The organism is Aureimonas psammosilenae, assembly GCF_009176975.1.
In the GTDB taxonomy this organism is placed as follows: Bacteria; Pseudomonadota; Alphaproteobacteria; order Rhizobiales; family Rhizobiaceae; genus Plantimonas; species Plantimonas psammosilenae.
Genome location: NZ_WEZG01000001.1, coordinates 223,520 through 249,209 on the forward strand (window position 1 = coordinate 223,520; position 25,690 = coordinate 249,209).

Here is a 25,690-nt window from a genome sequence, read left to right on the forward strand (position 1 = left end):
GGGGTTGGTGGCTTCTGCGTCGTTCGACGCTTCTATTTGCTGTGGACGCCCAAGCGGATCGCCGACTCCTGACGCTCGACCCATGATATCCAGTACAATTCGAACCATCGCCGGAAGAAGCACGCGAATGAAGATTGCCGTCGATCTTGGGACGAACGGAGCCGGCGAGCCGGCCGAGATGGATCTCGAGGAGCTTTTGTCGACGCGCCTTCTCGTCCAGGGCAATTCCGGTTCGGGCAAGTCGCATCTTCTGCGCCGCCTGCTCGAGCAGAGCGCGCCATACGTGCAGCAGGCGATCATCGACCCGGAAGGCGACTTCGTGTCCTTCGCCGATCGTTTCGGCCATCTCGTGGTGGACGCCGACAGGACGCCCGCCGAACTCCAGCGCATCGCGCTGCGCATCCGCGAGCATCGCGCGTCTGTGGTCCTCAACCTCGAAGGGCTCGACGCCGAAGTGCAGATGAGCTGCGCCGCCGCCTTCCTGAACGGCCTTTTCGACGCCGACCATTCGCACTGGTTCCCGATGCTGATCGCCGTGGACGAGGCGCAGCTTTTCGCCCCCGCCATCGCCGGCGAAGTGTCGGACGAGGCCCGCAAACTCTCGCTCGGCGCGATGACGAACCTGATGTGCCGCGGGCGAAAGCGCGGGCTGGCCGGCATCGTCGCGACGCAGCGTCTCGCCAAGCTCGCCAAGAACGTCGCGGCAGAAGCGTCGAACTTCCTGATGGGCCGTACCTTTCTCGACATCGACATGGCGCGCGCCGCCGATCTTCTCGGCATGGACCGCCGGCAGGCCGAGCGTTTCCGCGATCTGGAGCCCGGCCATTTCGTGGCGCTTGGCCCCGCCCTGTCGCGCCGGCCGGTGGCGGTGCGCATCGGCTCGGTGGAAACGCGCGGGCGCACCGGGCGGCCCTCGCTCATGGCGCTGCCGGAACTCGGGGCGGCCGACATGCGCGACCTGATTTTCGCCGCCGCACCCGAGATCGAGGTCCCCGCGCCGATGCCGCGGGAGCCGGCGGTCCCCCGTGTTTCCACGCACGAGCTTCTCGGCCGCGTCGCCGCCTCGCGCGAAAAGCCCGCAGCCGCGATCGAGGACGAAGATGCGCGCACCGACGAGGAGCGCCGGGTCATCGTGGAGGAGATCTTCGCCGAGATGCTGGCCGATCCCGACGCCGCCTTCCGGCCCGTACCGGTGCTGTTCCAGGACTTCCTGACCCATTGCCGTTTGAAGCGCCTGCGCGGGGCCGAAACCGACATGGCCGCGTTCCGGCGTCGTTTGAGCTTGGCGCGTGCAGGGGTCACGGAGGATGTCGCCGACGAGCGCTGGCAGGCGGTGATCCACCATAGCGACGCCCTTCCCGAAGACATGCAGGGCGTTTTCCTGATGCTGGCGCGCGCCGCCCGCGATGGTGCCGACTGCCCTTCGGACGAGGCCTTGGCGCGTGCCTATGGCAGCCATTCCCCCTCGCGCGGGCGCTTTCTTCTCGGCTTCATGGCCGAGCGGAACTTCATCACGGTGGAGGCAGATTTCCGGGGGAACCGCGTCGTCACGATCCTGTCGACCGGCTGGCGCACGGTGCAGCGCGCCAAGCCCATGAAGCTCGACGACGCGAGGGCCCGCCGCGCCGCGCGGCTGTCGACGAAGTTCTAGACGTCGACGCCCAGAAGCCGGAGCGTGCCGACGACGAAACCGTCGCCGACGCCCCATGTGACCGCGACCTCGATCGCGAGAACCACCACCGCGACGACGGGAAGCGCCAGGAACGGCATCGCCGCCGCGCCGGAAAAGGCGAAGAAGCTGTCGCCGAGCGAATTGAGGATGCTGTCGCCGGAATAATGCGGCGCATTCACGCCGCCCGAAAAAACGCCGATGATCCAAGGCGTGTTCTCGGCGACTTCCCAGATCGAATGGCCGAACACGACGGCCAGCATGGTCGAGCCCACCGTCCAATGCGGCCGGAGCCAGCGCACCATGGCGTAAATGCCCATGCCGAAGGCGACGTGGAGCAGCGAATACCAGTCGGCGAATTGTTGCGAGTTCTCGTTCGGATCGTGGCCGGTCTGCAAAAGGGTCACCCGTCCGCAGGGGCAGACCGGATGGCGCCCCATCAGGAGAAGCAGCGCCACCATTGCGGCGATGAGGCCAAGGGCGACGCCGAGTTGCGCCAAGCGGCCTTCGGGGAAGGGGCTGCGCTCGTTTTCCGGGATGGGCTGGAGGGCTTGCGTCATTCGGAACTCGTAACGGGCGCGGGGCGTCGGGGTTGCGTGTGCCATCGGAGCACAAGACGATACGCCGCGAACCGATGCTTCTCCATCGCCCTTTCCGCAAAGGCTGCTACATCTTTCGGCAGATGAGTCGCTTCGTTCTGATCCCGTCTCCGTTTGTCAGTCACATCCGCGTTTTCGAGGCGCTGGCGGATCGTCTCGCCGCGCGCGGCCACGAGGTGACTTTTCTCGTCAACGAGGGCGCGCGACCGCTTTTCGTGTCGAGCGCCGAAGTGCGCAGCGTGCGCTCGGCCGGGCGCGGCGGGATCGAGGCGATGCTGGCGCGTGCCGCGCGGCCGAACGGCCCCTTCGGCATCCTCTCCACCGTGGCGGATGTTTCGGCACTGACCGACGCGCTTTGCCTCGACGGGCCGATGATCTGCAGGGCGCTGCGGCCCGATGCCGTGATCGGCGACGAGATGGAGCCGGCCGCCGGGCTTCTGGCGCGGCACCTGTCCCTGCCGCTCGTGTCCGTCGCCGCCGCCTTGCCGATGACGCCCGCGCCCGGCATTCCCTTGCCCTTCCTCGACTGGCCCTTCGATCCGAGCCCGGAAGGGCTGAAGCGCAACGAAGGCGGCGTGACGGTGGCGCGCGTTCTTCTGTCGCGCCAGCGCCGCACGATCGCGAAATGGGCCGAGCGCTTCGGCTTGTCCCGGCTGGAAACGGCAGAGGACTGCTTATCGCCGGCGCTGCGCATCGCCCAGACTGTGCCGGGTTTCGATTTTCCAAGGCCCCCGCAATCCATCTTCCATGCGGTCGGGCCCATTCGCGGCGAGGAACCGCTCGCGCCCGTTCTGCCCTTCGCCTTCGATCCCGCCCGGCCGCTCGTCTTCGCATCCTTCGGCACGATGCAGGGGCACCGGCGCGGCCTTTTCTCGAAGATCGTGCGCGCCGCCCGCTCGCTCGGGTGCCAGACGCTCGTCGCCCATTGCGGGCGATTGTCGGAACGAGACGCGAAGGCGCTCGGCGCCGACTTCGTCACGGACTTCGCGCCGCTCGGCGAAGTCATGCGCCATGCCGCGCTTTGCGTCACCCACGGAGGCATGAACACCACGATGGACGCGCTTCGCGCCGGCGTGCCGGTTCTCGCCGTGCCGATCGCCTTCGACCAGCCGGGCGTCGCCGCACGCATCGCTTATCACGGGGTCGGCGAAAGGCTGCCCCGCGTCATGGTGTCCGCGCGGCGTATCGCGTCTTCCATGGAGCGCCTTCTTGAGCGACGGGAGATCAGGGAGAATGCCGGCCGCATCGGCCGGGAGATTCAAGGGTCGGGTGGAGCGGAATTGGCGGTTGATCTGATCGAGCGGGCCGCGGGCGTCGATGCCTATCGACGGCAGGCCGCCCTTGCCTGAACGCTTCGACCTCGTTCTCGTCGGCGGCGGGCTCGCCAACGGCCTCCTCGCGTGGCGGCTGGCCGAGCGGCGGCCGGACTTATCCGTTCTCGTTCTCGAAGCCGGCGACGCGCCCGGCGGCAACCATACCTGGAGCTTTCACGAACACGACCTGACCGAAAACGAAGCACGCTGGCTCGCCCCCTTCGTCGCCCATTCATGGCCGCGCTACGAGGTGCGGTTTCCAGCCCGCGAAAGGCGGATCGAAACGGGCTACCGTTCGGTTCCCTCCACCCGCTTCGCCGAGCTTCTGACGGCGCGTGTCGGGCGAAACATCCGCCTGAACTCGCCCGCCGCCTCGCTGGAGCCGGACGCGGTGACGCTTGACGACGGCACCCGCATCGAGGCCGGCGCGGTTCTCGACGGGCGCGGCCACCGCGCCAGCCCGCATCTCGATCTCGGCTTCCAGAAGTTCCTTGGCCGGGAACTCGTGTTTCCCGACCCCCACGGCCTTGTTGATCCGGTGGTCATGGACGCGACGGTGCCGCAGGCGGACGGCTACCGTTTCATCTACCTTCTGCCCTTGGACCCCCACCGGCTTCTGGTGGAGGACACCTATTACGCCGATGGCGGCGGGCTCGATCCGGCGACCCTTCGCATCCGCATCGATGATTACTGCACCTCGGCCGAATGGGCCGGAGCCGAAACGCTTCGCGAGGAACAGGGCGTTCTGCCGATCGCGCTCGACGGCGATATCCGCCGTTTCTGGGACGCCCGGCGCGGCGTTCCGGCATCGGGCCTCGCCGCCGCCTTGTTTCATCCCACCACCGGCTATTCGCTGCCCGACGCCGTGCGCCTTGCTGACGCGATCTCGGCCGCGCCCGATCTGTCCGCGCCCGCGCTTTTTGCCCTGTGCCGCGACTGGTCCGCGGCGCGCTGGGAGGAGCGGCGCTTCTTTCGCCAGCTCAACCGGATGCTGTTTCTGGCCGGCGAACCGGACAAGCGCTTCGAGATCCTCCAGCATTTCCACCGTCTGCCGGACGACGTGATCGCCCGCTTCTATGCCGCGCGCCTCGCGCCTTCCGACAAGCTGCGCATTCTGGCCGGCCGGCCGCCCGTTCCGGTGATCGCGGCGCTGCGCGCGCTCGTTCGCCCCCGCTTGCAATCGAAAGAAACCGCCTGATGCTCGACCGTCCGTCGTCCCCCAAGCGCGCCATGGTGATCGGCGCGGGTTTCGGCGGCCTGGCCCTCGCGATCCGCCTCCAATCGGCCGGCATCGCGACCACGCTTCTGGAGCGTCGCGACAAGCCGGGCGGTCGCGCTTATGTCTACGAGGACCAGGGCTTCACCTTCGATGCCGGCCCGACCGTCATCACCGACCCGTCCGCCTTGGAAGAACTCTTCGAGGGCGCGGGACGAAAGCTTTCCGACTATGTCGAGCTTCTGCCCGTTTCGCCCTTTTATCGCCTCTGCTGGGAAGACGGCTACGCCTTCGACTATGTCAACGATCAGGCCGAACTCGACCGGCAGATCGGCGCGAAGAACGAAAAGGACCTCGCCGGCTATCGCCGCTTCCTGGATTATTCGAAAGCCGTCTTCGAAGAAGGCTACATCAAGCTCGGCACCGTGCCGTTCCTCCATATCCGCGACATGATCCGCGCCGGGCCGCAGCTCGCCCGGTTGCAGGCCTGGAAGAGCGTTTACGCCAAGGTCGCCGAGTTCATCGAGGACGACCAGCTTCGCCAAGCCTTCTCGTTCCATTCCCTGCTTGTCGGCGGCAACCCCTTTGCGACCTCCTCCATCTACGCGCTGATCCACGCGCTGGAGCGCAAATGGGGCGTGTTTTTCCCGCGCGGCGGCACCGGCGCCCTGGTGCGGGGCATGGCGCAGCTTTTCGCCGATCTCGGCGGGAGAATGGAACTCAGCGCCGATGTCGAGCGCATCGAATTGGAAGGCACCCGCGCAACCGGCGTCGTGTTGAAGGACGGCCGGCACTTCGCGGCCGATCTCGTCGCCTCCAACGCCGATGTCGTCCACACCTACGAGACCCTGTTGAAGGGAACAGTGAGGGGAGACGCCCATGCCAAGCGGCTGAAGAACAAGAAATTCTCCATGTCGCTCTTCGTGATCTATTTCGGGTTGAAGCGGCATCGGCCGGAGATCATGCATCACACGGTCTGCTTCGGGGGGCGCTACCGCGACCTCATCGCCGAGATCTTCAACGGCCAGACGCTGCCGCACGACTTCTCGCTCTACCTCCACAACCCCTGCGCGACTGACCCCTCCCTCGCGCCGCCCGGCATGGGCTCCTTCTACGTGCTGGCGCCTGTGCCCCATCTCGGCAATGCCGATATCGACTGGGAGGCGGAAGGGCCGAAATATCGCGACCGCATCTTCGCCTATCTGGAAAAGCACTACATTCCGGGTTTGTCCGAAGATCTCGTGACGAGCCGCATCTTCACGCCGGTCGATTTCAAGTCGGAGCTGAACGCGCATGTGGGGTCCGCCTTCTCGCTCGATCCGGTGTTGACGCAGAGCGCCTGGTTCCGCCCGCACAATCGCGACAGCGCCATCCCGAACCTCTACATCGTCGGGGCGGGGACCCATCCGGGCGCGGGCGTTCCGGGCGTCGTCGGCTCGGCCAAGGCGACGGCCGGGTTGATGATCGAGGATGCACGCGCCCATGTCTGACGCCGCGACGATCGCGCGGTTGTCGGAGGAGATCATCGCCAAAGGCTCGCAGAGCTTCGCCGCCGCCGCCCGGCTGTTCGATCCGGCAACGCGCACCGATGCGATGATGCTCTATGCGTGGTGCCGGCATTGCGACGACGTCGTGGACGGGCAGGAATTGGGAAGCGGCGGCACGCTGCTCGCCACCGACGCCCGGGAACGCCTCGGCGAACTCGAACGCGACACGCGCCGCGCCTTTGCCGGCGAAGCGGTGGCGCATCCGGCCTTCCAGGCGCTGCAACTCGTCGCCAAGCGTCACGCCATGCCCGAAGCGCTGGCACTCGACCATCTCGAAGGCTTCCGCATGGATGTGGAAGAGCGGCACTACGAGAGCGTCGAAGACCTTCTCGATTATTGCCACCACGTCGCCGGCGTCGTCGGCGTGATGATGGCCCGCATCATGGGTGCGCGCGATGCGGCGACCCTTCAGCGCGCCGCCGACCTCGGCCTCGCCTTCCAGCTCACCAACATCGCCCGAGACATCGTGCCGGACGCGCGGGTCGGGCGGATCTACCTGCCCGCGCAATGGCTTCGCGAAATCGGGCTCGACCTGTCACGGATCACCGAGGAGGCCGAGCGGGAAAAGGTGGCGCGTCTCGCCCGGCGGCTGGTGGATCTCGCCGAGCCCTATTACGCCTCCGCCCACATCGGCATCGAGGCCTTGCCGCGCCGCTCGGCCTGGGCGATCGCGACGGCGCTCGGCGTTTATCGGCGGATCGGCGTGGAAGTCGTGCGCCGGGGCTCCCATGCCTGGGACAAGCGCGTGTCGACAGGAAAAGCCGCCAAGCTCGGCGAAGTGGCGAAGGGCGGCCTCATCGCTCTCATGCCCCGCGCACGCTCTCGCGCGCCCCGCTCCGCGGAGCTTTGGGCGCATTCGGCCTGAACCGCCTCAGGCGAGACCGATTTCCTGCGCCGGGTTCTCCGCGAAATCCTCCACTCGGCGGGCGGGCACCGGCGTCGCCGGTCCGAACACCGAGCCGATCGCGTGATCCACCAGCCCTTGCAGGCGCGAGCGTTCGCCGAAGATGCGCGCCAGGCTGCGCCCGGCGGTCGCCATATGCCGCTCGATCCGCCGGCTGGTGCCCTGCGGCCCCATCAGCGCGACGATGGTCGACTTGTTGCGGTCCTGTCCGACATCCTTGCCGATCTCGGCCGCGTCCTTGCGGCCGTCCAGAAGGTCGTCCATCAGTTGGAAGGCGTGGCCGAGTTCCTCGGCGAAGGTGCGAAGCTCCGCCTTCACCCCGTCGCGCACGCCCGCGACGACGCCCCCGATCTCCACCGCCGCCGAGAAGAGCGATCCGGTCTTCAGGCCGTTGGCGGCGGCGATCTCGGCGACGCCGCGCTTGGAAGGGCCGCCGCGCAGATCCTCGAACTGGCCGCCCACAAGACCGCGCACGCCGACGGCGCGCGACAGGATGGCGATGGCCTCCAGCCGCGCTTCGGCCGAAAGCTCGGGAATGCCGGCCAGAAGCTGGGTGCTGCCGGCCAGAGCGCCGACCGCCACGAGAACGGCCGTGTCCTCGCCATGCTCCAGATGCACCGTCGCCAGCCCGCGCCGGAGCGTCGCGTTGTCCATGCAGGGCAGGTCGTCGAGAACCAGCGAGGCGGCATGCACCATTTCCACCGCGCAGCCCGCGTCGATGGCCGCCGAGGTGGAGCCGCCGAGGTCTTCCGCCGCGATCACGGTGATGAGCGGGCGCAACCTTTTGCCCGGCGCCATCACGCCGGCCCGCATCGCCCGCTCTAACGCGCCCTGGCTCGGCAAAGGCGTCGGCAGGACGACCCCCAGCCGCTCGTCGATCCGTTTGCGATAATCCGCCAGGCTCAGCTTGAAGTCGGATGACATGCGGCGGCATTCCCTCCCGAAAGACCGTCTCGATCGCCGGCTTGACGCCGGTGCAGGCTTCATGCCGCATGGCGATAGTTGCCGCGATACGTTGGCGTGCCAAGTGGGCCTTAGTGCCGCAACGAGAAATTCCCCCTACTTTCCGGGATGGAGAGCGTTTGTCGAGCGTCGAGAACGATTTGGATCAACACGATATCGAGACACGCAAGGTCGATCATCTCGATATCGTGTTGTCGCCCCGTCACGAGGCCCGGCGTGCCGATTCGGGTTTCTCCGAGATTCGCTTCGTCCACGAGGCGCTGCCGGAAGTCGATTTCGACGCGATCGACCTTTCCACGCGCTTTCTCGGTCGCCGGCTAAGAGCACCGCTTCTGATTTCCTCCATGACAGGCGGCCCGGAGCGGGCGGGGCGCATCAATGCCCATCTGGCAGAGGCGGCAGAAGCGCTCGGGATCGCCTTTGCCGTCGGCTCGCAGCGCATCGCCCTGGAAGGGCGCGGCTCGGCGGGGCTCGACGGCACGCTGCGCCGCTTGGCGCCTTCCGTGCCGATCCTCGCCAATATCGGCGGCGCGCAACTGGCGCTGGGCTATGGCGTCGGGCAAGCGCGCCGCGCCGTGGACATGATCGAGGCGGATGCGCTGATCGTTCACCTCAACCCCTTGCAGGAAGCCGTGCAGGAAGGCGGCGACCGCGACTGGCGCGGCGTCTTGGCTCGCATCGGGGAGCTGGTGCGGGATCTGGGCGTGCCCGTGGTGGTGAAGGAGGTTGGCGCCGGCATTTCGGCGGCAACCGCCCGGCGCCTCGCCGATCTCGGCATCGCCGCCCTCGATATCGCGGGGGCGGGCGGCACGAGCTGGGCGGCGGTGGAGGCCGAGCGCATGTCCGATCCCGGCCGCGCGGCCACCGCGCTCCTGTTCGCCGATTGGGGCATCCCGACGACCCGCGCCATCGCGGAAGCGCGGGCCGCCTGCCCCGATCTTTATCTCGTCGGTTCGGGGGGCGTGCGGAGCGGGTTGGACGCCGCGCGGGCGATTCGCCTCGGCGCCGATCTCGTCGGCCAGGCGGCCGCCGGCCTTCCCGCCGCGCAGGCCTCCACGGAGGCGGCGGTCGCTCATTTCGCCACCGTCATCGAGCAGTTGCGGATTGCGTGCTTCTGCACCGGCTCGGCCGACCTTTCCGCCTTGCGCCGGGCGCCGCTCCAGGCATAACCCTGTTTCCACCCGAATCCTCGAAGGGGAACTCACGACGATGGCTTCGACGCTCGACGCATTTCTGAACGAGGCCGCCGCCGCGCGGGCCGAACTCGTGCCCGTGGCAGAAACCATCCGCAATTTCGCCAAGGCCGCGATCGAGGTGCAGTCCACCATCGCTTCGGGCGGGGCGGGCGAGGACCTTTCGGCCGGGCAGCACCACCAGAATGCCGGCGGCGACATGCAGAAGGCGCTGGACGTGGCCGCCGACCGCGCCTTTCTCGCCGCCGCCAAAGCCTCGCCCGTCGCCTTCTACGGCTCGGAAGAACAGGACGAGGCGGTGGCCTTCGGCGACGGACCGCTGGCGCTCGCCATCGACCCCCTCGACGGCTCGTCCAACATCGAGACCAATGTCTCGATCGGCACCATCTTCTCGCTTCTGCCGGTGACGGACGCGCACCGTGCCGATCCTTCGACCGTGTTTCGCCAGAAGGGCTCGGCGCAGCTCGCCGCCGGCTTCTTCATCTACGGTCCGCAGCTTCTTCTGGTGGTGACGCTCGGCGCGGGCACGCGCGTCTTCCTCCACGTGCCGGGCGCGGAAGGTTTCACCGAGTTCGGCACCGCCCCACGTATCGCGGAAAAGGCCAAGGAATATTCGGTGAACGCCTCCAACCGGCGGCACTGGGATGCCGGCATCCGCGCTTATGTGGACGATCTGGACAAGGGCAGCCAAGGTCCGCGCGGCCAGGATTTCGGCATGCGCTATGTCGGCTCGATGGTGGCCGACGCGTACCGCATCTTCCGGCGCGGCGGCGTGTTCCTGTATCCCGGCGACCAGCGCAAGGGGTATGAAAAGGGGCGTCTGCGCCAGCTTTACGAGACCAACCCCATGGCCTTCTGCATCGAGCAGGCCGGGGGCGCGGCGAGCGACGGGGTGACGCGCATGCTCGATCTCGTGCCGGAGGGCCTACACGCGAGGACGCCCTTCGCCTTCGGTTCGACCGAGGAGATCGCGGCGCTCGCCTCCTATTTGGTCAAGGCGGAATGATGTCTGCCTAAGCGATGGATTTGGCCGCGAGGCCGCGATAAAGCGTCATGCGAACCGATTAAGTTCGCTTTCGAGAAGCATGGGCGTCGATGGGCCGGGAGGCTCTGAGCGCCCGACGGGATCAACGGAGAGGATCAGATGTCGCAAGTCGCCAATAAGCCAGAGTCGGGCAAAACCGACCGCAACCCGCGCGACATGGCCAACGCGATCCGCGCTCTCGCCATCGATGCCGTGCAGAAGGCCAATTCAGGCCATCCCGGCATGCCGATGGGCATGGCCGACGTCGCCTCCGTCCTGTTCCAGGACTTCATCAAGCTCGACCCCGCGCGCCCCGACTGGCCGGACCGCGACCGCTTCGTCCTGTCGAACGGGCACGGCTCGATGCTGCTTTATGCGCTGCATCACCTCGTCGGCTATGCCGACATGACGATCGACGAGCTGAAGAACTTCCGCCAGATCGGCTCCAAGACCGCCGGCCATCCCGAATACGGCCATGCGCTCGGCATCGAGACCACCACCGGTCCGCTGGGGCAGGGCATCACCACGGCGGTCGGCATGGCGCTGGCCGAGCGGATGCTGAACGCGCGTTACGGCGACGATCTGGTCGATCACTACACCTATGTCTTCTGCGGCGACGGCTGCCTGATGGAAGGCATCAGCCACGAGGCGATCGATCTCGCCGGCCACCTGAAGCTGTCGAAGCTCATCTTCCTGTTCGACGACAACGGCATCTCCATCGACGGCAAGACCGAGCTTTCCACCTCCACCGATCAGGTGAAGCGCTTCGAGGCTTCCGGCTGGCATGCCGAGCGCGTCGACGGGCACAACCCGGACGAGATCCGCGCCGCGCTGGAGCGCGCCCGGAAATCCGACAAGCCCTCGCTGATCGCGGCGAAAACCATCATCGGCTACGGTAGCCCCAAGCTCGCCGGCTCCGAAAAGAGCCACGGCGCGCCGCTCGGGGCCGAAGAAATCGCCGCGACGCGCGAGAAGCTGGTCTGGACGGCGGAAGCCTTCGCCATTCCCGACGAGATCGTGGCCGGTTGGCGCGAGATTGGGGTGAAGGGCGCGGCGGCCGCCGCCGAATGGGACAAGCGCCACGCGGCCTCCGCCAAAAGGGAAGAGTTCGACACCCAGATCAAGGGCGAGCTCGGTGCCGACTTCGCCAAGACCATGGCCGACTACCGCGCCAAGCTTTCGGAAGAAAAGCCGAAGATCGCGACGCGGAAATCCTCCGAAGCGACGCTGGAAGTCGTGAACCAGGCGACCGACCTCACCGTCGGCGGCTCGGCCGATCTCACCCATTCCGTCTTCACCCTGACGAAGGGCATGGGCGACGTGCAGGCCGGGCATTACGACGGTCGCTATATCCGCTACGGCATCCGCGAACACGCGATGGCGGCGGTGATGAACGGCCTTGCCGTCCATGGCGGCTTCATCCCCTATGGCGGCACGTTCCTGGTCTTCTCCGACTACATGCGCGGCGGCATGCGCTTGTCGGCGTTGATGGGTCTCAAGGTCATCTACGTCCTGACGCACGATTCCATCGGTCTCGGCGAAGACGGCCCGACGCACCAGCCGATCGAGCACCTGACCATGCTGCGCGCGACGCCCAACATGCTGGTGTTCCGCCCGGCCGACGCGATCGAGACGGCGGAAGCCTGGGAAATCGCGCTGACCGCCAACCGTCCCTCCGTTCTGTCGCTGTCGCGCCAGAACCTGCCGACGGTGCGGGCCGGCGATGTCGCCGAGAACCGCTCGGCGAAGGGCGGCTACGTGCTTCGCGAAGCCGATGGCGAGCGGCAGGTGACGATCCTGGCGACGGGATCGGAGATCGAGATCGCGCTGGCCGGCGCCGACAAGCTCGCCGCCGAAGGCATCAAAGCGGCGGTCGTCTCCATGCCGAGCCACGAGCTGTTCCTGGAACAGGACGCGGGCTACCGCGCTTCGGTGCTCGGGACCGCACCGCGCATCGCGGTGGAAGCCGCCGGGGGCCTGTCCTGGGATCGCTTCATCGGCACGGAAGGACGGTTCATCGGCATGCGCTCCTTCGGCGCGTCCGGCCCGGCGCCCAAACTCTACGAACTCTTCGGCATCACGCCGGAAGGCATCGTCAAGGCTGTGAAGGAGATCATCGGTTGAGCGCGCTTCCTTCCATCGACACCGTGGATGTGAAGGGAAAGACCCTTCTCATCCGCGCCGACCTGAACGTTCCGGCGAAGGACGGGGTGGTGACGGACGCGACGCGCCTGGAGCGCTTCGCCCCGACCGTGAAGGAACTGAGCGAAAAGGGCGGAAGGATCGTGATCCTCGCCCATTTCGGCCGGCCGAAGGGCAAGCCCGATCCGGAATTCACCTTGAAGCCCGTCGCCGAGAAGCTCGGTGAAATCCTCGGGCGCCCCGTCGCCTTCGCTGAGGATTGCGTCGGCGAGGCGGCGAAGACCGTGGTGTCGGGTTTGAAGGACGGTGACGTCGCCGTTCTGGAGAACCTGCGCTTCCATGCAGAAGAGGAAAAGAACGACGAGGGCTTCGCCAGGCAATTGGCGGAGCTTGGAGACATTTACGTCAACGACGCCTTTTCCTGCGCTCACCGGGCCCACGCCTCGACCCATGCACTGGCCAAGCTTCTGCCGGCCTATGCCGGGCCGTCGCTTCTGGCGGAAGTGAACGCGTTGGAAGCCGCTCTCACCAAGCCGGAACGCCCGGTCGCCGCCGTCGTCGGCGGCGCGAAGGTTTCCACCAAGATCGGCGTCCTCGAATTCCTCGTGCCGAAGATGGATCACCTCGTGATCGGCGGCGGCATGGCGAACACGTTTCTCGCCGCGCAAGGGTTCGATGTCGGCAAGTCGCTCTTCGAGGCGGATGCCAAGGACACGGCCCTGAAGGTGATGAAACTCGCGGAAGAATCCGGCTGCAAGCTGCATCTGCCGGTGGATGTCGTCGCGGCCTCCGAGTTCAAGGCCCATGCCGAGAACGAGACCGTCGACGCGAAGGCCATTCCCGCCGATAAGATGGCGCTCGATGTCGGGCCGAAAACGGCGGATGCCGTGATCGCGGCCCTCAGTGAGTGCCGAACGCTCCTGTGGAACGGCCCGCTCGGCGCGTTCGAGATCCAGCCTTTCGATGCAGCGACGAACAAGGTGGCGCTCGCCGCCGCCAAGCTGACGACCGAAGGCAAGCTCGTGACGGTGGCCGGCGGCGGCGACACGGTCGCGGCCTTGAACGCCAGCGGCGCGGCCGACGACTTCACCTATCTGTCGACGGCCGGCGGCGCGTTCCTCGAATGGCTGGAAGGCAAGGAATTGCCGGGCATCGAAGTGCTGCGCAAGGGCTGAGCCCTTTTCGGAGGGCCGGTTTCCTTATCTCCAAGGGAACCGGCCTTCCGCGACCCAACCTTTGGATCAGAGCCGCCATGTCCCATCCCCTCGTCATCGCTCCCTCGATCCTGTCCGCCGACTTCTCGCGGCTCGGCGAAGAGATCGCGGCCGTGGACAGCGCCGGGGCGGACTGGATTCATCTCGACGTGATGGACGGACATTTCGTGCCCAACATCACCTTCGGCCCGCCCATCGTGAAGGCGGTGCGCGGGGCCTCAACGAAGTTCTTCGACTGCCATTTGATGATCGAGCCCTGCGATCCCTATCTCGAGGCCTTCGCGGAAGCGGGGTGCGACATGATCACGGTTCATGCCGAGGCGACGCGCCATCTCGACCGCTCGCTTCAGGCGATCAAGTCTCTGGGCAAACAGGCCGGCGTCGCGCTCAATCCCGGCACGCCGGAGACGGCGGTGGAATACGTCCTCGACCGCGTCGACATGGTGCTGGTGATGACGGTCAATCCGGGCTTCGGCGGTCAGGCCTTTATTCCCGCGACATTGGATAAGATTCGTCGTCTGCGCGCGCTTATCGGCGACCGGCCGATCCGCATCGAGGTGGATGGCGGCATCGCCCCCGACACCGCGCGCGCCGTGTTCGAGGCGGGCGCCGATACGTTCGTCGCGGGCTCGGCCGTGTTCAAGGGCGGCGCTTCCGCCTATGCCGGCAATATCGCCGCCTTGCGCGAAGCTGCGGAAAAGCCTGCCGCCTGAGCGCGGCCATGCCTGTCGCGGCCACCTATCTCGTCGCGGCCTTCGCCGAGATCGCCGGCTGCTTCGCCTTCTGGGCGGTGTTTCGGCTGGGGCGCTCGGTGTTCTGGCTGGCGCCGGGCCTCGCGGCGCTCGTTCTCTTCGCTTATGCGCTGACATGGGTCGATGCCGCCGCGGCGGGCCGGGCCTTCGCGGCCTATGGCGGCGTTTATGTCGCCGCCTCGCTTGTCTGGCTGTGGCTTGTGGAGAATGTCCAACCCGATCGCTGGGATCTGATCGGCGGCGCGATCTGCGTTCTCGGCGCGGCCCTGGTGGTCATGGGGCCGCGCTGAAGGGGTTCGAGACGCATCCGAACGGCCGGCGTTTCAGTCCGTCGCTTCGCCTTCGATGGCCTTGTCCATGGGAGGCAGTTCGGCCGCTTCCACGTCCTTCAACCGCGTTCCGCTGAAGCCCAAAGCGCGCGAGCGCCGGAGAAGCGCCGCCAGTTTGGGTGCGGCCAAGGCCGGGGCGAGGCCGCCCGGCCGGATGTTGGACACGCAGTTGCGGTCCGCATCGGTGCGGCCGGGTTTCGGATCGAAGGTCAGGTATGCGCCGAGGCTGTCGGCCGCCGACAATCCCGGCCGCTCGCCGATCAGCATCAGGACGAGCCGGGCCCCGAGCGCCTCCCCGACCGGATCGGACAGGGCGACGCGGGCCTGCGAAGCGAGAAGCGGCGGCGCGACGCGCCAACCGGCCGGCACGAGAGCCAGGACATCGAGCGCGAGCCGCGCCGCATGGAGATTGGCGGCATGAGCCGACAATCCGTCGGCGAGGATGACGAGAAGATCGAACGGGCCTTGGATCTGCCGAAGGGCCTCGCGCGAGTCGTCCGACAATTGCCGCCCGAGATCGGGGCGGCGAAGATAGGCCGCGCGGTCGCCCACCGCGCTCGCGATCCGGACCGGCTCGCACCCGCCTTCCCGAAGCGTTTTCTCCACGCCGTCGAGGTCGAAGGCGGCATGAACGGCGTCGCGCGCCTTGGCATGGGCCTCAGTGAAATCGAGATGGGCGCTCGTCGGGAGGCCCGCGCCGGCGCGCCCAAGCCCGATCCGCGCGTCGGTGAAGCGGCGGAGCGCCGCGATCGGGTGAGAGGCAGGCGGGGCAAGGGGGCGTCCGGTCATGTCAGGAAGCCTCCAGCAGGCGGCTGCGGCCGAGAAGCTCCAGCGAATGGTCCTCGGTCGCGGGCGCCAGCATTCCCTCGGTGTCGAAGATGCCGAAGCTTTGGCCCCATTCCTCGAATTCCGGCGCGGGCTTCAGCCCGAGGGTGCGGCGGATATAGGCGGCGTCGTGAAAGGAGGTGGACTGGTAGTTCAGCATGATGTCGTCCGAACCCGGCACGCCCATGACGAAGTTGACGCCCGCGACGGCCAGCAGCGTCAGGAGGTTGTCCATGTCGTTCTGGTCGGCTTCGGCATGGTTGGTGTAGCAGACGTCGACGCCCATCGGCAGGCCGAGAAGCTTGCCGCAGAAATGGTCTTCGAGCCCGGCGCGGATGATCTCCTTGCCGTCATAGAGATATTCCGGGCCGATGAAGCCGACCACCGTGTTGACCAGAAGCGGGTCGAACTCGCGCGCCACCGCATAGGCCCGCGCTTCCACCGTCTGCTGGTCGATGCCGTGATGGGCGTTGGCGGACAGGGCGGAGCCCTGGCCGGTCTCGAAATACATCGCGTTCCGGCCGACCGTTCCCCGGTTCAGCGCCGCTGCCGCGTCATGGGCCTCGCGCAGGAGGCTGAGGTCGACGCCGAAGGAGCGGTTGGCGGCCTCAGTCCCCGCGATCGACTGGAACACGAGATCCACCGGCGCGCCGCGCTCCATCACCTCGATCGCCGTCGTGACATGGGCGAGGACGCAGGACTGCACCGGGCACCTCAGCGAAAGGCGCAATTCCTCGATGAGATGGAGAAGCCGCACCATCGCGTCGGGGCTGTCGGTGGCCGGGTTGATGCCGATCGTGGCGTCGCCGCAGCCGAAGAGGAGGCCGTCGAGAATGGACGCCGCGACGCCCTTCGGATCGTCCGTCGGGTGGTTCGGCTGGATGCGCACCGACAAGCGGCCGGGCAGGCCGACGGTGGTGCGGAACGCCGTGACCACCGGGCGTTTTCTCGCCACCGCGATGAGATCCTGGTTGCGCATGATCTTGGAGGTCGCCGCGACCATTTCGGGCGTCAGCCCCCATTTCAGCGCCGCGATCGCCTCCGGCGTCGCCGCGTCGGACAGGAGCCATTCGCGGAACGTGCCGACGGAAAGCTGCGCGACCGGCGCGAAGGCGGACCGGTCGTGGCGCTCCAAAATCAGGGCGGAGACCTCGTCTTCGCCGGGATCGATCAAGGGCGTGTCGAGAATGTCGGAAAGGGACGTGTCGGCGAGACGGCGCTGCGCGCGGACGCGGGCGGCGGCGCTTTCCGCGCCAAGGCCGGCCAGGACATCACCCGAACGCGGCGGCGATGCCTCGGCCATCAGAACTTTCAGTTCGTCGGGCGACATGAAGCGGCTCCCAAACAAAGGCGCCCGATCTGACGGCAAAGCGTGCCTTCGGTCAAATCGGCGGAGCGGGACGGCTCGCCTGTTTCCGCCGCGCGCTCCCGCCTTTCGCCTGCGAGGCGAATTTCGTCGGTATCTCCGAGCGTTATTATTTTTTTAAAGCATGTGGAACTTCTCCAAAAAGGCTTGGCGATCCAGAGCCTTCGCCTTATGCAGATTCTGGTTTCGCACGCGGCGGGAAGGCTGGCCGTGCGATGGGGGAGGAATTCATGAAGAAGATGCTGCTGGCGGCCCTTATGCTCGGGCTCGTGTCCGGTTCGGCTTTCGCCCAGACCGCGAACTACGAGATTATGGCCCCGGCCTCGCCGGGCGGCGGCTGGGACCAGACCGCGCGCGCCATGCAGGCCACGATGCAGACGGCCGGCATCGCCAAGGATGTCGAGGTGGTGAACGTCACCGGCGCCGGCGGCACGATCGGTCTCGCCCAGTTCGTGTCCCAGAAGAACGCCGACCCGTCCGCGCTTCTCGTCGGCGGCTTCGTGATGGTCGGCGCGATCCTCACCAACCAGTCGCCCGTGACGCTGGAACAGGTGACGCCGATCGCGCGCCTCACCGGCGAAGTCGAGGCCGTGGTGGTTCCGGCCGCCTCGCCCTACAAGACCATTGGAGAACTCGTCGCCGCGCTGAAGGAAAATCCGGGCGCCGTGGCCTTTGCCGGTGGCTCGGCCGGCGGCACCGACCACATCGCGACCGGCCTTCTGGCGAAAGCGGCGGGCGTCGATCCGCGCGGCATCAACTACATCGCCTTTTCCGGCGGCGGCGAAGCGCTGGCGGCTATCCTTGGCGGGCAGGTCGCGGCGGGCATTTCGGGCTACGGCGAGTTCGAGTCGCAGATCAAGGCCGGCACGCTCCGCCTTCTGGCCCTCACCAGCGCCGAGCGCCTTCCGGGCGTCGATGCGCCGACGCTGAAGGAATCGGGTCTCGACGTGGTTCTCCAGAACTGGCGCATGGTCGCCGCCGCGCCCGGCATCACGGATGAGCAGAAGGCTGCCATCACCGCCGACGTCAAGAAGATGGTCGACAGCAAGGAATGGCAGGACGTTCTCCAGCGCAACGGCTGGGACAACGCCTATCTGGAAGGCGACGCCTTCAAGGCCGAACTCGCCAAGAACATCACCGACACCAAGGCGGTGCTGACGGATATCGGCCTCGTTCAATGACGGAAGCGCCCGTTTCCGCTGCATCCCGCCGCCCTGACTGGGCGACGGTCGTGATCGGGGTCGGTCTTGCCGCGCTCGGCGTCCTGATCGCCTGGAACGCCTACGGGCTTCGCGGCGGCGGCTATGCGGCGGTCGGGCCGAAGGCCTTTCCTTACGTGATCGCCGTCGCGCTCATGCTCCTGTCCATCTGGACGATCGTGGAGGGGCTGCGCGGCGACTTCCCCGAGCGCGAGCACGACCAGATCCAGCCGATCGTCTGGATCGTGGCGGGCCTCGCCTTCCAGCTCCTGACCCTGAAGCTCGCCGGCTTCTCGATCGCCACCGGCGTTCTGTTCGCGGCCACCGCCAAGGCCTTCGGCAAAGGGCAAATCTGGAAGACGATCCCGATCGGCATCGTCCTGTCCTTCCTGGTCTGGGTGTTGTTCACGCAAGCCTTGAAGCTGTCCTTGCCCGCCGGCCCGCTCGAACACCTGTTCTTCTGACCCATCCACGCATGACTTGACCCCGGGGGAGGGGACGACATGGATACCTTCGTCCTCTTGGGCCAGGGCCTTTTGACGGCGATGCAGCCGATGCATCTCCTGTACGCGCTGATCGGCGTGACGCTCGGCACGGCCGTCGGCGTGTTGCCCGGCATCGGCCCGGCGCTGACCGTCGCGCTGCTTCTGCCCGTCACCTACCAGCTCGACGCCGCCGGCTCGCTGATCATGTTCGCCGGCATCTATTACGGCGGCATGTATGGCGGCTCCACGACCTCCATTCTCCTGAATACGCCGGGCGAATCGGCCTCCATCGTCACGGCGCTGGAAGGCAACAAGATGGCGCGCGCCGGGCGCGGCGGGCCGGCCTTGGCGACGGCCGCGATCGGCTCCTTCGTGGCTGGCCTCATCGCGACGCTTGGGCTCGCCTTCATCGCGCCCGCCATCGTCAAGGTAGCCTTGTCCTTCGGCCCGGCGGAATATTTCGCGCTGATGCTGCTCGCCTTCGTGACCGTGTCGGCCGCCTTCGGCGACTCGGCGCTGCGGGGCCTGACGGCGCTCGCGCTCGGTCTCGCGCTCGGCCTCGTCGGCATCGATCTCCAGACGGGGCAGGCGAGGCTGTCCTTCGGCGTACCCGAGCTTCTCGACGGCGTGGAAGTCACGACCCTTGCGGTGGCGCTTTTCGCCATCGGCGAAACCTTGTCGGTCGCCGCGGCCGGGCATCGGACGCCCGACACGGTGGAAGCCGTGAAGGGCTCGCTCTGGATGAGCCGCGAGGATTGGAAGCGTTCCTGGAAGCCTTGGCTGCGCGGCACCTTCATCGGCTTCCCGATCGGCGCGATGCCGGCGGGCGGCGCCGAGATCGGCACCTTCCTGTCCTATGCGGCGGAAAAGAACCTGTCGAAGCATCCGGAAGAGTTCGGCAAGGGCGCGATCGAGGGCGTCGCCGGGCCGGAAGCCGCCAACAACGCATCCGCCGCCGGCACGCTCGTGCCGCTTCTGACGCTCGGCCTGCCGACCACGGCGACGGCCGCGATCATGCTCGCCGGCTTCCAGCAGTTCGGCCTGCAACCCGGCCCGCTCCTTTTCGCCACGCGCCCCGATATCGTCTGGGGCCTGATCGCCTCGCTTCTGATCGCCAACCTGATGCTGGTGGTCCTCAACCTGCCGCTGATCGGCCTTTGGGTGCGCCTCCTCACCATTCCGCGCCCGTGGCTCTATGCCGGCATCCTCGTCTTCGCGACGCTCGGCACGATCGGCGCCAATCCGTCGGCGGTGGAACTCGGCATGCTTCTGGTCTTCGGTCTGATGGGCTATGGCCTCCGCCGTTTCGGCTATCCGATCGCGCCGGTGGTGGTGGGCCTCATTCTTGGGCCGATGGCCGAGCAGCAACTTCGCCGCGCGCTGGCCATCGGGCAGGGCAACCCGCTGGTGCTCGTTCATTCGTGGCTGGCAGTGACGCTTCTTCTTCTCGCGCTTGCCGCCCTCGTCGTGCCGATGATCCTCAGGGCTCGCGGTCGCGGGCAGGTGCTGAACCAGCTCCAGGCCAACGAAGACTGACCATACGAACCGCAATGCATGGGGGCCGGGCGGTTGCGCCCGGCCTTTTTGTTGCGCAAAACACGTTGCCGAATTCTTGAAAGATGCGTGAATGGATTTTCTGACCGCCGAGTCCCTGACCGCGCTGGCGCAGATCGTGATGATCGATCTCGTGCTGGCCGGCGACAACGCCATCGTCATCGGCCTCGCCGCGGCGGGCCTGCCGAAAGAGCAGCGCTCCAAGGCCATTCTCGTCGGCATCATCGCCGCGACGGTTCTGCGCATCATCTTCGCCGCCGGCACGCAATGGCTGCTCGGCTTCGGCGGCTCGCTGCTGATCTTCGGCGGCTTCCTGCTTCTTTATGTCTGCTGGAAGATGTGGACGGAGCTTCGCTCGCCGCAGCATGACGCCGATGGCGAGGCGGTGCTGGAAGGCAAGGAGATCGGCGCGCCGCGCAAGACCCTGTCGCAGGCCGTATGGCAGATCGTCGTCGCCGACGTTTCCATGTCGCTCGACAACGTCATCGCGGTGGCCGGTGCGGCGGGCGAGCATCTCTGGGTGCTGATCGTCGGCCTGACCCTCTCGATCGCACTGATGGGCCTTGCCGCCACCTTCATCGCGCGCCTTCTCCAGCGCTATCGCTGGATCGCCTATGTCGGCCTCGTGATCATTCTCTATGTCGCGGTCGAGATGATCCTGAAGGGCATCGAGCAGGTTTGGCCGGGCACGATCCCGCTCTGGCTGATCCACTGATCGCTTCGAGACACGGAAAGGGGCTTCGGCCCCTTTTTCATGATCGCCCAAGCGCGCGAGCGAAGGCGTGAGGCGAACAAACGAAAGGCCCGTGGATCGCTCCACGGGCCGCTCTGCATTTCCGGGGGAGGTTTGCGCCTGAAGCCGAAGGGCTTAACGGGTGCCGATACGGTCCCAGTGGCGGGCGTCGATGCCGACGGCGCGCAGCGCGCGGTCGGACGGACGGCGGCCGGACTCGGCAGCGCTCGCGCAGGCAATGGCGCCGTCCATCATGGTTGCAGCCGACGCGAGCGTCGAACGCAAGGAACGGATCTTGGCGGGGCCGGCGGTGGTCATCTCTGTCTCCTTTGTGTCGAGACATAGATGCCCCTTCCACCCCCGTTCTTGAAGCGACAACATCACAGCGCTGCCATGCGCGAAATGCATGTCTCGTTCATCGGATTTTAGCAAAGCGTGGCTAGAACGCTTCTATCATGGATCAGCGCGCCCCGATGGCGCACGACTTCGCCCGCCAAGCCATGCGCCGAGCGGACGGCCTCGGCCGGTTCGCGCCTGCAAAGGCGTGCGGCGAGATAGGCGGCGGAGAAGGAGTCTCCCGCGCCCGTCGTGTCCACCGGCTCGGCCTCCGCCCGTGCCTTGACGAGAAGGCGCTCCTTTCCCGCCACGAGGAGCGCCGGCTCGCCGCCGTTCTTCACCACCACCTCCGTCGCGCCGAGCCGCAGATAGCGGTCCGCCGTGGCATCGGCCGAAAGGTCGCCGAAGGCCTTCATCTCGTCGTCGAGGCTCGGCAGGCAGATGGTCGAGGCTCGCGCGCCCGCCTCGATGGCTTCCCGCATCGCTCCCTCATTCGGCCAAAGGCGGGGGCGGATATTGGGATCGAAGGCCACCACCTTGCCGCCCGCCTTGGCGGCGGCGAGGAAATGAAGAAGCCGCTCCCGGTCCTCCACGCTCAGGATCGCGAGCGTGATGCCGGAGAAGTAGAGGACCTCGGCCGCGTCGAAGGCTCGTTCCAGCCGGCCATGGTCGGCCGCAAGTTCCTTCGCGGCGCTTCGGTCGCGCCAATAGGTGAAGCTTCGCTCGGCTCCGTCGAGGCGGATCATGTAAAGGCCGGGCGAGCGGCCGGGAATGCGCGCGATCCACTGCGTTTCGATGCCGGCCTCGGCGATGAAGCCGCTGAGGGCCTCCGATTCGCCGTCGTCGCCGAGCGCCGACAGATAACCGACGCTCCAGCTCTCGGGCAGAAGGCGGCGGAGATACCAGGCGGTGTTGAAAGTGTCGCCCGCGAACCCCTTGCGGTAAAGCCCGCTGCGCTCCACCGAAAGCTCGATCATGCATTCGCCGATCGACAGGACGCGGCCCCCGCCATGGTTTCCCGTCGCTTCACTCATCGTCCCCTCCGCCATGGTGTTTTGCGCGCCGCGCGTTATGCCAGTCCGGTACGGGGTTTAGAGCGCCCAACAAGACCTCGTGGGGTCGGCTGAGCGGTTCTTTTCGCCGTCCGCTTCGTTGCCAATCCTCGCCGATGCCGCCGGCATCGACTGCGTTCGGCGCCTCGCGGAACGACGAAAATCCCTCGCCCATCCTCCGCCCGGAGCTATTATTAGGCACTCTTAGACCAGAGGCGCGGCAATGGAAAAGACGATCGAGCTGGTGCGGGGCGATACGCCGGGAACCGAATGGCGTTTTCCGGTGCTGCGTTTCACCGGCACGCAGGCGGATGCACCGAAAACCTATATCCAGGCCGCGCTCCACGCCAACGAACTGCCGGGCGTCGTCGCGATCAACGCCCTTCTGCCGCTCCTGCGCAAAGCCGAAGACGAGGGGCGCATTCTCGGCGACATCACGGTGGTTCCCCATGCCAACCCGATCGCCGCCGGCCAGCATCTCTTTCTGGAGCATATGGGCCGGTTCTCGTTCAACTCGCGCACCAACTTCAACCGCGACTTCCCGCTTCTGGACAGCGTCGGGGAAGTCTCCGATCTGCCTGACGACGATGCGCCGGTCTCGGCCGAGAAACGGTTGAAGGCCCGGCTCCTTACCCTCGCGCACGGGGCCGACCTCGTTCTCGACCTTCACTGCGACGACGAATCCCTATCCTATCTCTACGTGCCCGCGCCCTTCTGGCCGCATATGTCGGATCTGGCGCAAGCGCTTGGATCGAAGGCGGTTCTGATCTGGGACGAGTCCTCGGACGGCGCTTTCGAGGAAGCGGCCTTTTCGCCCTATCGCAACCTTCCCGCGACCCATGGTGATTGGAAGCGTCGGGCGATCACGACGGTGGAGTTCCGGGGGCGGGCCGACGTGTCGCCGGCCTTCGCCGAGGCCGATGCACAAGGACTCTACCGCTTCCTGGCGCTGCGCGGCGTGATCGCTGACGAAAACGTGGCCCCAGCAGAGGAATGGCAGGGCCTCGCCGTGCCGCTCGCTAATGTCGAGATGATTCGCGCCCCGGTCGGCGGCGCGCTTTTGTTTCATGCAGGGCCGGGCGACCATGTGGCGAAGGGCGACCTTCTCGTCACGGTGCTTTTCGCTCCCGGCGAAGAGGATGGCGCGGTGGAGGTGAGGGCGCCGCAGGCGGGCCTCGTTCTGACGCGCCGCGCCCATCGCTCGACGCGGATCGGCGAGGACGTGATGAAGCTTCTTGGCGATCGTCCTTCGGATGTCGGCAAGAAGCCGGGCGCGCTGGAATCCTGAGGAGGCTTAGAACCGGGGACAGAACTTGGCGGAGGAGGGCTGGCGCGGACTTTTCGTTCCCGGCGAGGCGCCGAGCGCAGTCCATGCAGCGCATGGGCGAGCATCGGCAACGAAGTCCGGGGGCGGAAAGGCTCGTCAGACCGACCCGCTGGGTTCTGTCCCCGGTTCTTAGACCTCTTCCCAGCGCCCGCTCGTGCCGGAGCGGAACAGGGCGTCGAGCGCCTTCATGTTGGCGACGGCGTCCTCGATCGGAAACTCCGCCGCCTTCTGTCCAGAAAACACGGCGCCGGCGGTCTCGGCCTGAAGCGCATACTGATCGCAGGGCTCGATGCGCTCGCGCCGGATCTGCGACCCGTCCACCGCGCCGCCCTCGTCCACGAGAATCTCCACCGCGCCGTTCTGCGGCGCGTTCAGCGACACGGGCACGCTGATCCGCGCCTTCGTGCCGAGGATGTCGGTGGTCTGGAAGCGCACGAGCTGCGTGCCGACGCTGAATTGGAGATGCCGCCCTTCGCCGAAATCGAGAATGGCGCTCGCCAGACGATCGGTGCCGAAGGCGGGGTCGTGGTCGAAAAGCGCGAAGGCGCGGCGGGGCTCGGTCCCGAACAGAAGCCGCGCGAAGACCAGGGCATAGCAGCCGACATCGTAGAGCGCGCCGCCGCCGATGCCGGGCTGGTTGCGCACATTGGCCGGGTCGTCGTTGAAATAGGTGAAGGCGCTGCGGATCAGCTTCACCTCGCCGATCGCGCCCGTCGACACGAGCTCGCGCACCCGCAGCCATTGCGGATGCTGGCGCACCATGAAGGCCTCGAGAATCTGGGCGCCGCTCTTCTCGCGTGCCACCAGGAGCGTTTCGGCCTCGGCGGCGGTGAGCGCGACCGGCTTCTCGCAAAGAACGTGCTTGCCCGCTTCCAGCGCCTTCACCGCCCAAGGCGCATGGAGATGGTTCGGCAGCGGGATATAGACCGCATCGACGTCCGGGTCGGCCAAAAGCGCCTCGTAGGAGCCGTGCGCGGTCTTGAAGCCGAAGCGCCGGGCGGCCTCTTCGGCGGCTTCCGGCCGGCGGGAAGCGATGGCCTGGAGCACCGCGCCTCGCGCGCGTCCGATGCCCGGGATCACCTTGTCCAGGGCGATCTTCGCCGTGCCCAGAACCCCCCAGCGCACCGTCTTTTCCATGACGAAACCCCCCGTTCGCGCGCGTTCTACGGCCAAAACAGGAGCCGGCTCAAGGTGGCGCGCTCATTAAAATTTTCTGAATCCTTCAAGAGTTTGATGTCGTTACAGCTTCGAGCGTGATCCAGTTTCGGGCAAGGTTCGCTGCCTTGCTTCTTCGGCTCGATCGTCCACTTTGGCGTCCGGGGCTGAAGAACGAGGGGAACTGCGATGCATCAATCGCTGACGATCATTCTCGCCGATTATCTGACGGGGCGGATCTCGACCACGGAGGCTTTGAAGCGTTCGAACTGTCAGGCGGTGGACGATCTCGTGCGTGCCGCGCGCACCGAAGGGGACGAGATCGACGAGCATGCCGAGCGTCGCCGACGCAACATCGCGCTGCTGCGCACCGTGACGAGCGGACGGGTCGGCGGGTTTAAGTAACCGCTTAACCTTCGCCTGCGATGACTGCTCCCGCCAGATTTCAAGGAAGGAGCAACCATGAACGAGATGAGCGATGTGGCGACGGCTTCCGGGGGCCGCATCCGTTCCTTCGTGGAGCGGGTCGAGCAACTCGAACAGGAGATCGCCGAGCTGAACGAAGGCAAGAAGGAAGTCTTCGCCGAGGCCAAGGGCGAGGGCTTCGACATCAAGATCCTGAAGGAGATCATCAAGCTCCGCAAACAGGACCAGGACGAGCGCGACGAGCACGAAACGCTGCTGGACCTCTACATGCGGGCCATGGACGAAGCTGAGGAGCCGGTCGCCAAGGCCGCCTGAACAAGCGTCCCGAACGCCATGCAACGGCCCCGCCACCAAAGCGGGGCCTTCG

General features: G+C 66.8%; 25 protein-coding genes. 18 read left to right on the top strand and 7 right to left on the bottom strand.

From position 1 onward, the window contains the following. Positions 1-127 precede the first annotated feature (127 nt). A complete protein-coding gene (locus tag F9929_RS01045) occupies positions 128-1,651 on the top strand; it encodes an ATP-binding protein (RefSeq protein WP_152044670.1) in 1,524 nt (507 codons plus the stop codon). Here the strand turns inward: F9929_RS01045 and F9929_RS01050 are convergent. Beyond that, positions 1,648-2,229: a DUF2585 family protein gene (locus F9929_RS01050; protein ID WP_193227562.1), complete on the bottom strand. Its 582-nt coding sequence runs from the start codon at positions 2,227-2,229 to the stop codon at positions 1,648-1,650. The two genes, F9929_RS01045 and F9929_RS01050, sit on opposite strands and share 4 nt — an antisense overlap. 122 nt (positions 2,230-2,351) lie before the next feature. Here F9929_RS01050 and F9929_RS01055 point away from each other — a divergent pair, with 122 nt between their 5' ends. From F9929_RS01055 to F9929_RS01070, 4 genes are read left to right on the top strand one after another with little or no spacing between them, the layout of a single operon-like run. Beyond that, positions 2,352-3,617 (top strand): glycosyltransferase, encoded by a 1,266-nt coding sequence (locus F9929_RS01055; RefSeq protein ID WP_193227563.1) that lies wholly within the window; start codon positions 2,352-2,354, stop codon positions 3,615-3,617. Next, entirely contained in the window at positions 3,610-4,779 is a 1,170-nt protein-coding gene (gene crtY, locus F9929_RS01060; protein WP_235918928.1) for a lycopene beta-cyclase CrtY, read from the top strand. Before F9929_RS01055 ends, crtY begins: the two co-directional genes overlap by 8 nt. Further along, positions 4,779-6,287, top strand: a complete 1,509-nt coding sequence (locus F9929_RS01065; protein ID WP_152044674.1) for a phytoene desaturase — start codon at positions 4,779-4,781, stop codon at positions 6,285-6,287. Before crtY ends, F9929_RS01065 begins: the two co-directional genes overlap by 1 nt. Beyond that, positions 6,280-7,209: a phytoene/squalene synthase family protein gene (locus tag F9929_RS01070; RefSeq protein WP_152044675.1), complete on the top strand. Its 930-nt coding sequence runs from the start codon at positions 6,280-6,282 to the stop codon at positions 7,207-7,209. The genes F9929_RS01065 and F9929_RS01070 overlap by 8 nt, the downstream gene beginning before the upstream one ends. 6 nt (positions 7,210-7,215) lie before the next feature. On the opposite strand, the gene F9929_RS01075 is transcribed toward F9929_RS01070, so the two are convergent. Next, positions 7,216-8,172 (bottom strand): polyprenyl synthetase family protein, encoded by a 957-nt coding sequence (locus F9929_RS01075; RefSeq protein ID WP_152044676.1) that lies wholly within the window; start codon positions 8,170-8,172, stop codon positions 7,216-7,218. A gap of 179 nt (positions 8,173-8,351) precedes the next feature. On the opposite strand from F9929_RS01075, the gene fni reads away from it, so the two are divergent. The 6 genes from fni to F9929_RS01105 all read left to right on the top strand — a co-directional run bounded on the left by fni (position 8,352) and on the right by F9929_RS01105 (position 14,826). Further along, positions 8,352-9,380: a type 2 isopentenyl-diphosphate Delta-isomerase gene (gene fni, locus F9929_RS01080; protein ID WP_152044677.1), complete on the top strand. Its 1,029-nt coding sequence runs from the start codon at positions 8,352-8,354 to the stop codon at positions 9,378-9,380. Positions 9,381-9,420: 40 nt separating this feature from the next. Next, a complete protein-coding gene (locus F9929_RS01085) occupies positions 9,421-10,410 on the top strand; it encodes a class 1 fructose-bisphosphatase (protein WP_152044678.1) in 990 nt (329 codons plus the stop codon). 138 nt (positions 10,411-10,548) lie between these two features. Beyond that, positions 10,549-12,552, top strand: a complete 2,004-nt coding sequence (tkt, locus tag F9929_RS01090; protein ID WP_152044679.1) for a transketolase — start codon at positions 10,549-10,551, stop codon at positions 12,550-12,552. Further along, a complete protein-coding gene (locus F9929_RS01095) occupies positions 12,549-13,745 on the top strand; it encodes a phosphoglycerate kinase (RefSeq protein WP_152044680.1) in 1,197 nt (398 codons plus the stop codon). The genes tkt and F9929_RS01095 overlap by 4 nt, the downstream gene beginning before the upstream one ends. A gap of 77 nt (positions 13,746-13,822) precedes the next feature. Beyond that, positions 13,823-14,497: a ribulose-phosphate 3-epimerase gene (gene rpe, locus F9929_RS01100; protein ID WP_152044681.1), complete on the top strand. Its 675-nt coding sequence runs from the start codon at positions 13,823-13,825 to the stop codon at positions 14,495-14,497. An 8-nt stretch (positions 14,498-14,505) separates the two neighbouring features. After that, positions 14,506-14,826, top strand: coding sequence for a YnfA family protein (locus tag F9929_RS01105; RefSeq protein WP_152044682.1), 321 nt, complete (start codon positions 14,506-14,508; stop codon positions 14,824-14,826). Positions 14,827-14,859: 33 nt separating this feature from the next. Here the strand turns inward: F9929_RS01105 and eutC are convergent, their stop codons facing one another. Both eutC and F9929_RS01115 read right to left on the bottom strand, forming a co-directional pair. After that, positions 14,860-15,654 (bottom strand): ethanolamine ammonia-lyase subunit EutC, encoded by a 795-nt coding sequence (gene eutC / locus F9929_RS01110; protein WP_152044683.1) that lies wholly within the window; start codon positions 15,652-15,654, stop codon positions 14,860-14,862. 1 nt (position 15,655) lies between these two features. After that, a complete protein-coding gene (locus F9929_RS01115; protein WP_152044684.1) occupies positions 15,656-17,020 on the bottom strand; it encodes an ethanolamine ammonia-lyase subunit EutB in 1,365 nt (454 codons plus the stop codon). Positions 17,021-17,286: 266 nt separating this feature from the next. On the opposite strand from F9929_RS01115, the gene F9929_RS01120 reads away from it, so the two are divergent. From F9929_RS01120 to F9929_RS01135, 4 genes are all read left to right on the top strand, one after another. Then, positions 17,287-18,237: a Bug family tripartite tricarboxylate transporter substrate binding protein gene (locus F9929_RS01120; protein ID WP_152044685.1), complete on the top strand. Its 951-nt coding sequence runs from the start codon at positions 17,287-17,289 to the stop codon at positions 18,235-18,237. Then, entirely contained in the window at positions 18,234-18,719 is a 486-nt protein-coding gene (locus F9929_RS01125; RefSeq protein ID WP_152044686.1) for a tripartite tricarboxylate transporter TctB family protein, read from the top strand. Before F9929_RS01120 ends, F9929_RS01125 begins: the two co-directional genes overlap by 4 nt. A gap of 39 nt (positions 18,720-18,758) precedes the next feature. Then, a complete protein-coding gene (locus F9929_RS01130; RefSeq protein ID WP_152044687.1) occupies positions 18,759-20,276 on the top strand; it encodes a tripartite tricarboxylate transporter permease in 1,518 nt (505 codons plus the stop codon). A 91-nt stretch (positions 20,277-20,367) separates the two neighbouring features. Then, positions 20,368-21,009 carry a TerC family protein gene (locus tag F9929_RS01135; RefSeq protein WP_152044688.1) on the top strand — a complete coding sequence of 214 codons (642 nt, stop codon included), beginning with the start codon at positions 20,368-20,370 and terminating at the stop codon, positions 21,007-21,009. 153 nt (positions 21,010-21,162) lie between these two features. Here F9929_RS01135 and F9929_RS01140 read toward each other — a convergent pair whose 3' ends face one another. Continuing rightward, positions 21,163-21,345, bottom strand: a complete 183-nt coding sequence (locus F9929_RS01140) for a hypothetical protein (protein WP_152044689.1) — start codon at positions 21,343-21,345, stop codon at positions 21,163-21,165. Positions 21,346-21,452: 107 nt separating this feature from the next. Then, entirely contained in the window at positions 21,453-22,397 is a 945-nt protein-coding gene (locus F9929_RS01145) for a sugar kinase (protein ID WP_152044690.1), read from the bottom strand. Positions 22,398-22,638: 241 nt separating this feature from the next. Here F9929_RS01145 and F9929_RS01150 point away from each other — a divergent pair, with 241 nt between their 5' ends. Further along, complete coding sequence (locus F9929_RS01150) at positions 22,639-23,703, top strand: succinylglutamate desuccinylase/aspartoacylase family protein (RefSeq protein ID WP_152044691.1); 1,065 nt, start codon at positions 22,639-22,641, stop codon at positions 23,701-23,703. Between the two features lie 168 nt (positions 23,704-23,871). On the opposite strand, the gene F9929_RS01155 is transcribed toward F9929_RS01150, so the two are convergent. Further along, entirely contained in the window at positions 23,872-24,879 is a 1,008-nt protein-coding gene (locus F9929_RS01155) for a Gfo/Idh/MocA family protein (RefSeq protein ID WP_152044692.1), read from the bottom strand. A 207-nt stretch (positions 24,880-25,086) separates the two neighbouring features. Between F9929_RS01155 and F9929_RS01160 the strand changes: the two genes are divergently transcribed. Beyond that, positions 25,087-25,302: a hypothetical protein gene (locus F9929_RS01160; RefSeq protein ID WP_152044693.1), complete on the top strand. Its 216-nt coding sequence runs from the start codon at positions 25,087-25,089 to the stop codon at positions 25,300-25,302. Positions 25,303-25,368: 66 nt separating this feature from the next. Beyond that, on the top strand, positions 25,369-25,638 hold the full coding sequence (locus F9929_RS01165) for a DUF2312 domain-containing protein (RefSeq protein WP_152045188.1): 270 nt from the start codon (positions 25,369-25,371) through the stop codon (positions 25,636-25,638). The last annotated feature ends 52 nt before the right edge of the window (positions 25,639-25,690 follow it).

Coding starts and splice junctions, on each gene's coding strand:
- F9929_RS01045 (WP_152044670.1), top strand. CDS start 128: ATGAAGATTGCCGTCGATCTTGGGACGAACGGAGCCGGCGAGCCGGCC.
- F9929_RS01050 (WP_193227562.1), bottom strand. CDS start 2,229: ATGACGCAAGCCCTCCAGCCCATCCCGGAAAACGAGCGCAGCCCCTTC.
- F9929_RS01055 (WP_193227563.1), top strand. CDS start 2,352: ATGAGTCGCTTCGTTCTGATCCCGTCTCCGTTTGTCAGTCACATCCGC.
- F9929_RS01065 (WP_152044674.1), top strand. CDS start 4,779: ATGCTCGACCGTCCGTCGTCCCCCAAGCGCGCCATGGTGATCGGCGCG.
- F9929_RS01070 (WP_152044675.1), top strand. CDS start 6,280: ATGTCTGACGCCGCGACGATCGCGCGGTTGTCGGAGGAGATCATCGCC.
- F9929_RS01075 (WP_152044676.1), bottom strand. CDS start 8,172: ATGTCATCCGACTTCAAGCTGAGCCTGGCGGATTATCGCAAACGGATC.
- F9929_RS01085 (WP_152044678.1), top strand. CDS start 9,421: ATGGCTTCGACGCTCGACGCATTTCTGAACGAGGCCGCCGCCGCGCGG.
- tkt (WP_152044679.1), top strand. CDS start 10,549: ATGTCGCAAGTCGCCAATAAGCCAGAGTCGGGCAAAACCGACCGCAAC.
- rpe (WP_152044681.1), top strand. CDS start 13,823: ATGTCCCATCCCCTCGTCATCGCTCCCTCGATCCTGTCCGCCGACTTC.
- F9929_RS01105 (WP_152044682.1), top strand. CDS start 14,506: ATGCCTGTCGCGGCCACCTATCTCGTCGCGGCCTTCGCCGAGATCGCC.
- eutC (WP_152044683.1), bottom strand. CDS start 15,654: ATGACCGGACGCCCCCTTGCCCCGCCTGCCTCTCACCCGATCGCGGCG.
- F9929_RS01115 (WP_152044684.1), bottom strand. CDS start 17,020: ATGTCGCCCGACGAACTGAAAGTTCTGATGGCCGAGGCATCGCCGCCG.
- F9929_RS01120 (WP_152044685.1), top strand. CDS start 17,287: ATGAAGAAGATGCTGCTGGCGGCCCTTATGCTCGGGCTCGTGTCCGGT.
- F9929_RS01125 (WP_152044686.1), top strand. CDS start 18,234: ATGACGGAAGCGCCCGTTTCCGCTGCATCCCGCCGCCCTGACTGGGCG.
- F9929_RS01130 (WP_152044687.1), top strand. CDS start 18,759: ATGGATACCTTCGTCCTCTTGGGCCAGGGCCTTTTGACGGCGATGCAG.
- F9929_RS01135 (WP_152044688.1), top strand. CDS start 20,368: ATGGATTTTCTGACCGCCGAGTCCCTGACCGCGCTGGCGCAGATCGTG.
- F9929_RS01140 (WP_152044689.1), bottom strand. CDS start 21,345: ATGACCACCGCCGGCCCCGCCAAGATCCGTTCCTTGCGTTCGACGCTC.
- F9929_RS01145 (WP_152044690.1), bottom strand. CDS start 22,397: ATGAGTGAAGCGACGGGAAACCATGGCGGGGGCCGCGTCCTGTCGATC.
- F9929_RS01150 (WP_152044691.1), top strand. CDS start 22,639: ATGGAAAAGACGATCGAGCTGGTGCGGGGCGATACGCCGGGAACCGAA.
- F9929_RS01155 (WP_152044692.1), bottom strand. CDS start 24,879: ATGGAAAAGACGGTGCGCTGGGGGGTTCTGGGCACGGCGAAGATCGCC.
- F9929_RS01160 (WP_152044693.1), top strand. CDS start 25,087: ATGCATCAATCGCTGACGATCATTCTCGCCGATTATCTGACGGGGCGG.
- F9929_RS01165 (WP_152045188.1), top strand. CDS start 25,369: ATGAGCGATGTGGCGACGGCTTCCGGGGGCCGCATCCGTTCCTTCGTG.